This window comes from uncultured Chloroflexus sp. (assembly GCF_937951745.1).
Classification (GTDB): domain Bacteria; phylum Chloroflexota; class Chloroflexia; order Chloroflexales; family Chloroflexaceae; genus Chloroflexus.
Genome location: NZ_CALFBQ010000029.1, coordinates 1 through 12,557, shown reverse-complemented (window position 1 = coordinate 12,557; position 12,557 = coordinate 1). Strand labels below are relative to the sequence as shown.

General features: G+C 58.9%; 13 protein-coding genes. 8 read left to right on the top strand and 5 right to left on the bottom strand.

The annotated features are described in order from the left end of the window. Positions 1-8: 8 nt before the first annotated feature. The 3 genes from Q1A59_RS07735 to Q1A59_RS07725 form a co-directional block, all read right to left on the bottom strand. Positions 9-899, bottom strand: a complete 891-nt coding sequence (locus Q1A59_RS07735; protein WP_298403865.1) for an alpha/beta fold hydrolase — start codon at positions 897-899, stop codon at positions 9-11. Between the two features lie 123 nt (positions 900-1,022). Beyond that, positions 1,023-2,099 carry a DUF4097 family beta strand repeat-containing protein gene (locus Q1A59_RS07730; RefSeq protein ID WP_298405788.1) on the bottom strand — a complete coding sequence of 359 codons (1,077 nt, stop codon included), beginning with the start codon at positions 2,097-2,099 and terminating at the stop codon, positions 1,023-1,025. Between the two features lie 26 nt (positions 2,100-2,125). Continuing rightward, a complete protein-coding gene (locus Q1A59_RS07725) occupies positions 2,126-2,647 on the bottom strand; it encodes a fused DSP-PTPase phosphatase/NAD kinase-like protein (protein WP_298405790.1) in 522 nt (173 codons plus the stop codon). A 188-nt stretch (positions 2,648-2,835) separates the two neighbouring features. On the opposite strand from Q1A59_RS07725, the gene Q1A59_RS07720 reads away from it, so the two are divergent. From Q1A59_RS07720 to Q1A59_RS07700, 5 genes are read left to right on the top strand one after another with little or no spacing between them, the layout of a single operon-like run. After that, positions 2,836-3,330 carry an NYN domain-containing protein gene (locus Q1A59_RS07720; protein ID WP_298405792.1) on the top strand — a complete coding sequence of 165 codons (495 nt, stop codon included), beginning with the start codon at positions 2,836-2,838 and terminating at the stop codon, positions 3,328-3,330. A 13-nt stretch (positions 3,331-3,343) separates the two neighbouring features. Then, positions 3,344-4,207: a class I SAM-dependent methyltransferase gene (locus Q1A59_RS07715; protein WP_366144830.1), complete on the top strand. Its 864-nt coding sequence runs from the start codon at positions 3,344-3,346 to the stop codon at positions 4,205-4,207. Then, positions 4,200-4,583: a dihydroneopterin aldolase gene (gene folB / locus Q1A59_RS07710; protein WP_298405796.1), complete on the top strand. Its 384-nt coding sequence runs from the start codon at positions 4,200-4,202 to the stop codon at positions 4,581-4,583. Before Q1A59_RS07715 ends, folB begins: the two co-directional genes overlap by 8 nt. Beyond that, on the top strand, positions 4,580-5,239 hold the full coding sequence (locus Q1A59_RS07705; protein ID WP_298405798.1) for a RibD family protein: 660 nt from the start codon (positions 4,580-4,582) through the stop codon (positions 5,237-5,239). Before folB ends, Q1A59_RS07705 begins: the two co-directional genes overlap by 4 nt. A gap of 22 nt (positions 5,240-5,261) precedes the next feature. Further along, complete coding sequence (locus tag Q1A59_RS07700; protein ID WP_298405800.1) at positions 5,262-6,257, top strand: zinc-binding alcohol dehydrogenase; 996 nt, start codon at positions 5,262-5,264, stop codon at positions 6,255-6,257. Positions 6,258-6,393: 136 nt separating this feature from the next. Here the strand turns inward: Q1A59_RS07700 and Q1A59_RS07695 are convergent, their stop codons facing one another. Further along, on the bottom strand, positions 6,394-6,552 hold the full coding sequence (locus Q1A59_RS07695; RefSeq protein WP_298405802.1) for a hypothetical protein: 159 nt from the start codon (positions 6,550-6,552) through the stop codon (positions 6,394-6,396). 224 nt (positions 6,553-6,776) lie between these two features. Beyond that, a complete protein-coding gene (locus Q1A59_RS07690; protein WP_299644716.1) occupies positions 6,777-8,747 on the bottom strand; it encodes a hypothetical protein in 1,971 nt (656 codons plus the stop codon). A gap of 463 nt (positions 8,748-9,210) precedes the next feature. On the opposite strand from Q1A59_RS07690, the gene Q1A59_RS07685 reads away from it, so the two are divergent. From Q1A59_RS07685 to Q1A59_RS07675, 3 genes are all read left to right on the top strand, one after another. Continuing rightward, entirely contained in the window at positions 9,211-9,588 is a 378-nt protein-coding gene (locus tag Q1A59_RS07685; RefSeq protein ID WP_298406485.1) for a 6-carboxytetrahydropterin synthase, read from the top strand. Between the two features lie 199 nt (positions 9,589-9,787). Continuing rightward, the gene (locus Q1A59_RS07680) at positions 9,788-10,819 is read left to right on the top strand and encodes a glycosyltransferase family 4 protein (protein WP_298406483.1); all 1,032 of its coding nucleotides are present in this window, start codon (positions 9,788-9,790) and stop codon (positions 10,817-10,819) included. A gap of 262 nt (positions 10,820-11,081) precedes the next feature. Beyond that, positions 11,082-12,218, top strand: coding sequence for a hypothetical protein (locus tag Q1A59_RS07675; protein ID WP_299644712.1), 1,137 nt, complete (start codon positions 11,082-11,084; stop codon positions 12,216-12,218). Positions 12,219-12,557: the final 339 nt, after the last annotated feature.

Below are 12,557 nucleotides of genomic sequence, written 5' to 3'. Positions count from 1 at the left end.
ATCCAACATTAGGCGGGCAATTGCCGTAACCACGGCAGCAAGATGTCGAGAAACTCCTGCGGGGTCTCGTCGAAGGGACAATGACCGCTATCGGAAATGATCTTGATCTCGGCATGCGGAATCATACGTTGCTTGATAATCTCGGCATGCGCCGGCGGAATCGACTGGTCTTCCGCCCCCCAGATCAGCAGCGTGGGCATCTGAATTTCGCCCGGCGTGAGATCGAGCACGAGATTGGCAAATTCACGACTGACCTTGAGGTACGAACCGGCGCCATAGCGACGCAACGGGCCGCTAAACGTCTCCACCAACTCCGGCGTCACACACTCTTTGCGATGGTAGGCTGAGAGCAAGCCTTGCCGCACGCCCCAGCGATTACCAAAGACACCGGCTAACGCTTCACCGATCAAAGGCGCGCCAATCGCATCAAGCATGAGCCGGTCAATGGGACTGAGCGGGCGGGCCTGCAACTGGGCACCTGAACTATTGACCAGTATGAGTGCCTTGACTAGATCGGGGTAGGAGCGGGCGAGTTGGGCGCTAACGACGCCACCCATCGAGTGGCCGACCACCACGGCAGGCTGGCCAATAGTATCGCGGATGAACGCCGCCGCCTGCGCCGCCCATCGCTCGCGGCTGGGCCGCCCTTCAGGACGGGCAGAATAGCCGAAGTAGTAGAGATCAATTGCGTAGAGGGTGTGTTCACCGGCAATCGGCCGCATCACCGGGCGCCAATGATCGATTAACGCACCGTAGCCGTGGATCAACAACACTGGCAAGCCTTGTTGGGGCGATGAGATCCATGCCCGCATTGGGCCGTCAGGGCCGTTGCGGTATTCTTCGCGAATTTCAAATCGGCGTGTAGACGGTACGCTTGTCTTTGGGTGCATAGTTGCCATCTATGAATACTCCATGATAAGTGCTGCATAACACAAACGTGGTTTGCTCATCATCAGCATACCACGTTTGCATATATTTTGCACAGATTTTGCAAGGAGAGACGTAGCACTGCTACGTCTCTCCTATGGTGAACGAAACCGCACGGTGATGTCGCCCGACGTTGATGTTACATTCAGGTCGGCCCCACCCTCACCGATCCTCATCGTCAGTGAACGTCGATTGACAACCTGCGCTGCAAGAGGATCAGGCACATTGATTCGTCCGCTAACGGTGCTGAATACCAGATGAGCATTGGTCAATGATTGCAGGGTAAGGTCAATATCACCGGAAATAGTATTCAACTGCTGCGGTGCAGCCAACAAACGACCGGTAAACGATATCTTACCGTTGGTGGTACTCACCTCCAACCGAACCGGCTCATCCGTTTCGATATTGACATTGCCAGAGACAGTCGTGATCTGGATTGTGCCCAGCGCACCGCGCAGCGTTACGTCACCGCTGGTCGTTTGTACTCTCACATCATCAAGCTGGCCAGTAGCGGTGAGATCACCACTTACGGTCGTCACCCGCACTAAGCCGCGATAATCGCGCAGATCGAGATCACCGCTCGTCGTATTGATAGTCAGTTGGCCGCGCGCACCGTCGGCGATAACATCACCGCTCATTGTGCTGATCGTTCCGCTCGCTGCGGTCTGGCGCAGCGTCACATCACCCGACACAAGTGAAATGTTGAACGTCACATCAGGCGGCAAGGCTAGCTCAAGGCGGGCATACGGGTTACGGCCAAAGCTCCATGGCGCCCATGGTTGATGATTGACATTAATGTAGAGGGTATCGCCGCGCTGCTCGATATGTACATCAATTTGGGCGGCAGCATCGGCAGCCGCGTTCGCCGCCCAGCCAAACCCCAGCCGCGAGCCACTGACGATCACTTCTTCGCCGGTCGTACCGTTCACTATGACCTGATCGTTCATGCCGCTCACTTCAACTCGCGCCACTGTGAATCGTTGCGCTGGAATGGTTTGCGCGCTATCAGAACGGGCAAGATTCAGATCAATCCCAGCAATCGTGCCCCGGCTCAACAGTTCAAACAACAACCAGCTCAGCCCGCCGAGGATCAGAGCAATCCCCAACAATCGCCGGCCGATGCGGCGCTCGACCGGACGTTCCGGCCCGATCGGCAGATCAGTTATACGCATCGTTCATCCCCCTCGCGTTATGCACTTCACTGCATCCGACGCTTTGCCGGCAGTGAGAGTTGCAACGTCGCCCAGTTCCGCACATACGCGACCTGCGCCGGCGTCTCGGGACTATGGGGATGAACGGCGGCTTTAGCGACAGTTTGCCACAGGCGCGCCAATGTTGCCAACGCCGAATCACCGGTGTGGCCGTGACGCACCAACCAACACCCCACTGCCATGCCAGTGCGGCCAATCCCGCCGCGACAATGAAGATAGACGGTCGCGCCGCGATCACGCGCTTGGTCAATCGCGTCAAGGATCGCGTTCATCACGGCCGGCGACTCCGGCAGACCAAGATCGGGGATAGGAAAGCGAAGATGCCACACAAGAGACGGCAGCGCAGCGGCGTAAGCCCACGCTTCTTCGGGTTCTGTCAGATCGATAAAGCACGTGACGCCAACCGTGACATACCGCTCAAGACGAGCAGCATCAGCCGCAGTGTGAGCAGGATATTCGCCGGCAAGGAAGCGCGGCGCAACGAGATATGAGTTAGGATGGGGCAGCATGTATGGTATCCCTTTGTCATTGCATGCTATCGTGCTCCGCTTGTTATTGCGAGCGAAGCGACCCAATTCCTCAGCGTTCGTTCTCGCTAGAGCAGGGGATTACGGCGGGCGCTCCGTACCCTCGCAATGCAAACCGACACGCAATCAAACACCAGCAGCGCAAGCCACATATCAGGTACAATAGAGACATGCCTATTTTAATCGACGGTCACAACCTGATTGGCCAGATGCCCGACATCGAATTGAGCGATCCCGACGACGAGGCGAAGTTGGTTGCCAAACTTCGCCGTTACGCTGCGCGCAAGCGTGGCCGTAAGCTTGTGGTCGTCTTCGACGGGGGCGTGTACGGCCACCCGCAGAATCTGAACGGCTACGGGGTTGAGACGCGCTTCGCCAAACCGCCGCAAACCGCCGATCACGAACTTATCCGGCAGATTCGGGCTATTCGCCGGCGGGAAGAGTGGTTGGTCGTTTCCTCAGACCGGGCTATCGTCGGCGAAGCGCAAGTGCGCGGCATTTCGGTTATTTCGGCGCAAGAGTTTGCCCGTCGCTTGCAAGCTCTTGATCAGCCGCGCGTCAATGCCCGCGATAAACGCGCCGATCGCCCGCTGAGCAAGGCTGAGATTGAGGAATGGTTGAAGTTTTTCGGCGTTGATGAAGACGAAGATACCCACTATTATTGAGCACAGACCGATGATACCCGACCCGATCACCGAACAAAATCGCCGCTCGTGGAATGCGGTGGTGCCGGCCCATACCAGCCATCGCGCCGATGAGGCGGCCTTTTTGCGTCATGGCGGTTCGACGTTGTTCCCGGAAGAGATGGCGCTGCTTGGCGAGATTCGCGGTTGCCGGCTGCTGCACCTGCTCTGCAATACCGGGGCCGATAGCCTCTCGCTGGCAGCGCAGGGAGCGATTGTTACCGGCGTTGACCTTAGCGACGCCGCGATTGCCTATGCGCGGGAGCTGAGCGCGGCGAGTGGCATTCCGGCCACGTTTGTGCAGGCTGATATCTACGAATACTTGGCGACGGCGGTAGCAGATGGTCTGCACTTTGATCGCATCTACGCTGGTTACGGCGTGATCTGCTGGCTGCGCGATCTCAATTCCTTCGCCGCCGGCATCGCCCGCATGCTCGCTCCCGGCGGGCGGTTTGCGCTGATGGAGTTTCACCCGGCCTCGAATATGTTTAGCGCCGATTGGCGGCTGGCTTACAATTACCCGCAAGGCGGCGAGCAATTAACCCTGCCGGGAGTCGGCGATTACGTCGGCACGGCTGAAGGCGGGTTGTCGCCATCTGGATTCCTGCCCGGTGTACGCGATTTTGCCAACCCAGAGCCATGCATCCTCTACCGCTGGGGAATTGGCGAGGTTGTCACTGCCCTCGCACAGGCCGGACTACGACTCTGTGAACTCCATGAATACACCTATACCAATGGCGAACGACCATTCGAGCGGATGGTACAAGGAGAAGGCCGCCGGTGGCACGCGCCGCCCGATGTGCCGGCGATCCCGCTAATGTATGGGTTGGCGGTAGAAAAGGATCGTGATAATGAGTGATTGGGGAATCGGCCACGACCGGATCATCTTGAGCGGGATGCAATTCATCGGCTATCACGGCACCCGCCCGGAAGAAAACCGGCTTGGCCAGCGGTTTGTGGTTGACGTGGCAGTAGAACTCGATCTGCGTACCGCCGGTGCAAACGATGACCTTGGTCAAACGGTTGACTACAGCCAGATTCACGAGCGCGTGCGCGAGATTGTCTGCGGGCCGGCGTTGCAATTGACCGAAGCGGTTGCCGAACGGATTGCAACAGCAGTGCTCAATGACCATCCACAGATCCGCGCAGTGGCGGTGCGGGTGACGAAACCGGGCGTGCGGCTCGGCGATACCATCCTCGCCGGATCAGTAGTTGAGATTGTACGCCGACGATGAACCGACCACGAGTCACCCTCAGCTTTGCCCAAACACTCGACGGACGAGTGGCGGCAGTTGATGGCAGCTCGCAGTGGATCAGCGGATCCGAATCGTTACGCTTCTGCCATAGCGTCCGCGCTGCCCACGACGCGATCATGGTCGGTATTGGCACAGTATTGCGCGACGACCCACGTTTGACAGTACGGCTAGTGGACGGGCGCAATCCACTGCGGGTGATCGTCGATAGCACGCTGCGCACACCGCCGACCGCAGCGGTGATCCGTGATGGCGCAGCGCGTGGCACAGTGATTGCCTGCACTGACGCAGCGCCAACCAAACGGTGCGAAGCGTTGCGGGCGTGTGGCGCGACGGTGCTGAGCTTCCCGGCAACACCAGACGGCAGAGTCGATCTGGCGGCGCTGCTGGTCGCACTTGGTGAGTGCGGCATTGCCAGCGTGATGGTTGAAGGCGGCGCACGACTGCTGACCAGCCTGTTGCGCGCACGTTTAGCCGATGCCGTCGCCATCACTATCGCACCGCTGATTCTCGGCGCGGGGCCGGCAGCGATCGGCGATCTCGGCATTACAGCGCTCGGTCAGGCGATCAAGGTGCGCAACGCAACGTGGACAACCTACGGCGCTGATGTGGTGGTGGAGGGGCAGATTGAATACTGAACACTCCTTAGCGAGCGCATCAATGCCCGCCGATGCTATCTGGGTTACTGCACCGCGCACCGTAGTGGTACGCCGCGAAACTGCACCACCGCCGGCAGCCGGCGAGGTGCGGGTAGCTGCCATTGCCTCGTTGATCAGCCATGGAACTGAACGGCTAGTGTATCGCGGTCAGATCGACCCGACATTGCCCCTTGACCTGCCGACGCTCAGCGGCAGCTTCGCCTTCCCGATCAAATACGGCTACGCGATTGCCGGACGGGTGATCGATGTTGGCCCCGGCGTAGACGGTCTCAACATCGGCGATGCAGTCGCCGCCTTACACCCTCACCAGAGCGTCTTTACTCTGCCGGCACATCTGGTCAAGCGGCTGCCGGCCAACCTCGATCCAGCATTGGGCGGATTTTACGCTAATGTCGAGACGGCGCTCACCATCTGCCACGACGCCGCGCCGCGGCTGGGCGAAACGGTGGCGGTGCTGGGGCAAGGCGTGGTGGGGTTGCTGGTGACGCAGCTCTTGCTCCGCACCGGCGCGCGCGTGATTGCGATTGACCCCGACCCGTACCGGCGCGAGCTGGCAGAACGCTTTGGCGCGATCACACTGGCCCACGCCGACCCGGCAGCGATTGTTGAACTGACCGGCGGAAAGGGAGCTGACATCGCCATCGAGGTGAGCGGCGCGCCAGCGGCGTTGCAACAGGCTATTGACGCGGTAGCCGTTGAAGGGCTAGTGGTAGTGGCCTCGTGGTATGGGCAAAAACCGGTCACACTCACGCTCGGCGGCCATTTCCACCGCGGGCGAGTGCGCGTGCGCTCATCGCAGGTAGGCTGGCTAGCGCCGGAAACCCTGCCCCGTTGGGACTACGCCCGCCGAACGGCGACAGTGATGGAGTTGCTTCCCCAACTTCGACTCGCTGAGTTGGTCAGTCACCGTTTCCGGCTCGCGCAAGCAGCAGATGCTTATGCGTTGCTCGATATATCACCGGCAGGATTGATCCAGATAGCGTTTGAGTACGATTGAGATGTAAAAAACATACAATGGGGGGGTCAGTCGAAGTATTCACGTAACGCAGCAAGCGTCATCTTTGCGAACACCCCCTTGAGACTACACAGCAACCGATAGATTACTATTCGCCACCAGTTACCCCTATCTTGCCCTATAACCCTATACAGCCGGTGGCAAGTGAGCCGGCAAACGACTCTACCGCCATCATCAGATTGAACACCAGCGCCTGTTTGATCTTTGTCAGCAGGTACGTGGCAATGTGTTGCTCACGTACAATGAAGAAGAAGTAAAAGAACTGGTCCGAGCGCATGGATTTAAGATGCGACTCGTGCCAATGAAAAAACACTCATCATGCGACAATGTATGAGTTAGTGATTGGACGTTCTCTGGCATAGCTTGATAACTTGCCGGTCATTCGCGAGGGACGAGGCAATGATTGGGTGCAATCAGATGGCTTGTAAAGAGGAGCGTCTCGCTGCACGTCAATGTATTCGCTCAGCGCGTATCCACCGCCAACCGTATCAATTCATAGCCCTATGCAACCCGTGTCGGTTGCTGTCTGAAAGCGCCAACAATGAGCACAAGACCGCCGGTTACCGAGCCAACTCCCAAGCAGACAACCAGCATTGCCAATCTCTGCGCAGCGAGGTCAGTCAACTCAGAGCGGGGCAGGTACCACGCCCAGTGATCAACAAGGTGTTGGTTCGGCGGATCGTAATACCATGCCCAACGCGGCAACGGATGTTTGGGCAGTGGTGCAATTGCGGTGTCAACCACGTTCAGCGTCGTTTCACCAATCGTAACGCCTTGAAACGAGACGATGATCGGGCCGAGCGGATCATTCCGATCACTAAAACCTGCCGTGAGCGGGTTCCATGGCCGAGCGATAATCTCTAGACGCACGTGCCCGGGTTCGATAAGGATGTTGTACACCCGTCGCTGCCCCTGTGGCTGACGCCCCAAATCATACCCATTGAGACGAAACCGTACCCCGCTTGTAGGCGCCGAGTGTGGACGTCGGTCATCGAGGATAAACCTGAGCCGAGCACCCTCCACCGTGGTACAATTCACGATACCGTGCGCACCGGTACGCCGAGGAAAGATCGCTCCATCCGTTGCTTCGGTGGCGTACAGGCCGTCACCTAAGTGACATACCGGCGGCGCTGCACCATAACGCTGCCAGCGCTCGACCAGTAACCGCCAATGGCCAACAAGAGGAGAAGCAGCCGGTTGGTAGAACTGCTCCTCGGCTGGATACAGCACAACATACGTATCAAAATTCAACAGCACGCCACCCAAATTGCCGGCAAAACCGAGGAGTCCGGTGAGAACGGCCAGCGCTACACGCCGGTACGTGACAGCCGGTTGCAGCGCCTCACGTAGAAACACACCGGCCCCGAGAACAACGAGCGGCGCTACCACGGGAAGCAGAAAACGTGGCCCCCACACACCTCCACCCGGCCACTGTCCCCAGCATGCATACAACACTACATGTGACCCGAACAGTCCAAGCATAAACAGCACAACCGTCCGTTCACCCCGCCGCCAGAGTGCGATCCCGCCCGGTAGCGCCAACAAGATCGGCGGCGCAAAGAGAAATACACTCTTGCCGGAACTGAATAACAGACCGATGAGACCCTCTTGTAACGGTGTAGTGAACGTGTATGCCTCACTCGCATAGCCGGAAGCAAGCGGTGTGTCAAACCGAGCAAGGTTGTACCACATAAAGAGCAACAGACCGGGAATTGTGCCGATAATCCACAGGGTTAGAGCACCGGCGGTATTGACAACACACCTGATCCTGCGAGCAGAACCGGTGAACTGCAACGCACTCGTCTCGTCTAACGAACGGCGCCACGCTTCCCATAAGACATACCCACTAATGATTGGCAGCACGACACCGGCCGCGATCCGTGTCGTTAGCAAGAAACCTGCTGCTAAGCCAGAGATAAGGAAGGAAGTCCAGCGGGCAGGCGGTCTGAGATACCGCCATGCCGCATAAGCACGCTCGGCAGCGATCAGGATCAGCAATCCGGCCAGTGGTTCAGAAAAGAAAGTACGAGCATACGGCCATGCGAAAGTTGCCAACCCATAGAGCAACGCAAGTATAGCAGCCCATAGCGTTGATGCCCCAAGCTGCCAAGCCCAGCGAGCCAATACAGCGCATGTTGCAGCAGTGACGAAACTATTGAGCATCGTCACAGTGAAACGGGTTGCAAAGTCAGCCGAGCGGCCGATAGGAGCAATCAACTCGCCAAGGCGATGGAACGGGATGGCGAGCAGAGAAGGGAGAAGGCCATACGGTGAATAGGGTTGCTCATTGCGACCGGGACGTAACGCGGCAACCGGAGCGCCGTCTTCCACTAATACAGCCACATCACCCCGCTCAATAAGGCTGCGAGTCACCGCGAGCATCGTTTCTTCATCGGCTGAATAGGTATGGCCGCTCATCGTGAGCAGATAGAAACCGCAGAAGAGTAGAAAGATCGCGCCTAGGAGACGCATAGCAATAGCCTTGTGCTAGATGCGAGACTGCCTAACTGATTGCTAGGCGCAACGCAGCGATTATACCAAATAGACATCCTAGGCGCTTGCGCAGGAGATTGCGGCGGACGCTGCATACCCTCGCAATAACATCAGCCCGTTGGCCTACACACCATCTTGCCCCTCTCCCGCCGCTCCCCGCTGAGGGAAGGGGGGGGCAAGCGGTTTACCGCAGCGAATGCCGAGTATGCAGAGGGTGAAGGTGCAGAGGACGCAAAGGGTTTTATGCGACCTCTGCGCCCTTTCGTTAAAACTCTGTGCGCCCTCGGCGTCTACGATAGCGCACATTCCGCTTGCCCGAAACATAGACAAGACCTTGACAAATAAAGCAGGCTGTGAGATAAGGTGCTAACTTTCCACGACAACGAAATGCAGCAGCACGCTATCGCATCAACTGGCCATTATCCAAGACAGGAGTACCTCCATGTACGAAATCGGCGTCAATGCCCAATTTGAAGCTGCCCATCGGCTTGAAGGCAACTTCGGGCCGGCCACCCGGATGCATGGCCACACCTACCGGCTGGAGGCGATCGTGACTGGCCCGCACTTGCAACCCGACGGCACACTCTTCGACATTACCCGCCTGCACGAGGCGGTCAACGCGATTGTGGCCGATCTGCATTACCGTGATTTGGGCACCATCGAAGGGTTGCGTGACGTGAACACGACCGCCGAGAATGTCGCTCACTACTGTTGGGAACGCATCGCCGCTGCGCTGCGCGGGACCGGTCTCACCACGTTGACGGTTCGGATTTGGGAAAATCCGCAGGCGTATGCGGCGTATAGCAGTACGTTAGAATGAGGAGGGGCGTACTCAGCGGAAATAGCCTACGAGCCGGCGACCCGCGTCCTGATGCACTGAGATCGCGTGCGGGCTGGCGGCCTGCGCTCTTTACGCGCTGCGATCGCATGCGGGTCGGCGGCCCGCACTTCGTAGATGCGAGAGAGGCTGATAAGATCTTAGCGTTCTCTGCACCCTCTGTGGTTAACAAATGGACACTATGAACCTACACCTCGCCTTTCTCACCGTTGGCGATCCGAACCGGCTCACTGGCGGCTACCTCTACCACCGCGAAGTCTTCTGGCGCTGGCGCGCGCAGGGCCACCGTGTTGACGAAATCGCGTTAGGTCCGGCGGATGTCGCCGGGCAATTGGCGGCTGCGCCGCTAGCCGGGACACGAGTGGTCGCTGAACGCTACGACGCGCTGCTGGTTGATGCCCTAGCACGGGCCGTGGTTGCGCCATGGCTCGATCAGTGGCGCGCGCAGCGTCCGCTGATTGCGCTGATCCACGAATTGCCGGCAGTAGCCGGGGCGAGCGATTCGCGAGAACAGGAATGGGAACAGGCCCTGCTGCATGCCGATGCGCTCGTCGCAGTGAGTGATGACGGCGCTGCGACGCTCATTGCCCGCGGCGCCGATCCGGCGCGGGTCTTCGTTGCATCGGGTGGATACGACCGTCTGTTGGCTCGCTTGCCGGCAGGTATGCCACGCGAGCCGCTGGTGATCGCGGTTGGGCAATGGATCCCGCGTAAGAATCTGGCTCACTTGGTGCGGGCATGGGGGCAAGCCGCGATTCACGATTGGCGATTGGACCTGATCGGCGAGACTAATGCTGATCCAGCCTATGCCGCCGAAGTTTGGCAAGCGGTGCGTAGCTGCCCGGCCCAAGTCAGTGTACGCGGCACGCTTGATGACGATGCGTTAGCAAACCTCTACGCGCGCGCCAGCGTCTTTGCCCTTCCCTCACGCTTTGAAGGCTACGGCTTGGTCTTCGCCGAGGCGCTGGCCTGCGGCTTGCCAGTGATTGCTGGCGCGGTAGGGCCAGTGCCAGCGCTGGTAGGCAATGGCGGCCTGCTCGTGCCGCCCGACGATGAAGCGGCGCTAGCCGCAGCGTTGCGCGCCATCACCACTGATCCTGCCCTGCGCGCGCGCCTCAGCGCCGCGGCTCGGCAACACGCTGCTGGCTTGCCGTGTTGGGATGATACTGCGGAGCGATTGTTGCAGGCGGTGGTATGGGCTTGCCGACAATGAGTTGTCACCCGCTGCTTATCACTTTATACCTCTTGCAACGCTTGGCGTCAGTTGCTAGGAAGCCTTCGACACTGATAGAAAGACCTGCAAGCCGCCTAGACTAGGTACATAAGCGGACCAGCACTATCTCACTTCACCGCATCGCTCCAACCCAAACCTGACAAAATCTTCATCCAATCTCCCTTGTGAGACCCTCTCTCGCATGCTACAGTGACAAACGTCAACTACGCTTCAGATCGCGATTAGTGGGGAGCAACTTCCGATGATCACCACCCGCAGCATCTTAACTCTGCTCAGCATTGCCCTCGTGGCGCTGCTCGCCGCCTGTGGCGGCGGCACAGCCAGCAATTCTTCACCAACACCAACCACGGAAGCCCCGCCGACCCGCACACCCCGCCCAACGGTAGCGGCAAATCCAGCAGCTACCGCAGCGCCAACGACGGCAACCGAGCCAACCGCTGCTGCGGGAGGTGTAACTGAACGCCCGCCGGTTACCAGCACTGAGACCGACTTTACGGCGCTTGGCAATGTGCAGGTCGAGATGAAGATTAACGGTTTGCTGAAGACCGAGGGCCAAGCCGATGAACCGATCAAACTGACCTTCCTCGAAATCTGGCTGCAAAATGGCAATCGCAGCCTCACCATTGAGTCTGATTCACCAGATACAGGATTTTCGCGCCTCATCTACATACAAATAGGCGACCAAGCATACCAGTATGTCGAGAGCGGCACTGATCGGAACTGCCTAAACATGACCGGCAGCGACATGTTCGCCGGCAGTATCTTGACCCCTGATTCGCTGATTGGCGACCTGAACGATGCCCGGCTCGCTGAACGCGGCGTACAGGTCAACGGCTTTACCACTGATCGCTACACCTTCAATTTAACTGAACAAACGCTTGGCTATCAGGGGCAAGCCAACGGTGAGATCTGGGTATCATCCAATCCGGCAGTGGTTGTGCGCCACATCGGCGAACTCACCGGCACTATTACTGATAATGCGCTCGACGAAAGCGGCGCACCGTTGCCGTTGCCCGGCGCGCTCAGCAACCTGCGCTGGGAGTACAACGTCACTAAGCTTCCCGGCAATGCCACTATCACCTTGCCCGAGGTATGTGCGCAACAGCAAGCCACCGGCGCTGACATTCCGCTACCGCCTAATGTCAGCAATCAGTTGCGAATGGGTAATCTGATCAGCTTTGAGACAACCGAATCGGCGGCGAATATAGCAGCCTTTTACAGAACAGAAATGGCTGCTAAGGGCTGGAAGGCCGGGGAAGAAGTGGAGTACGGTGGTACCTTCCAACTCTCATTCACCAAAGACGGACGCAGTGCAGCGATTACCATTTCGACTGCTGATAACAAGACAACGGTCATCATTTTGCTCTCGTCGTCGTAGACAACAAGGGTGCCATTTGCTGTGTTCCCCTGGGAACAACGCACGGTGTGACGGTGGATTTAATGATTCAATCCGGTACCGAGGGCACAGCGATGCTGTGCCCCTACTGGTGCCTTACGTTCTGACCTGCTGTCCCGTCGCCGCCCCCGCCCCGCCGCATTGCCTCCCTCTGTCCCGTCGCCGCCCCCGCCCCGCCGCGTTGCCTCCCTCTGTCCCGTCGCCGCCCCCGCCCCGCCGCGTCGCCTCCCTCTGTCCCGTCGCCGTCCCCGCCCCGCCGCGTCGCCTCCCTCTGTCCCGTCGCCGCCCCCGCCCCGCCGCGTTGCCTTCCTCTGTCCCGCC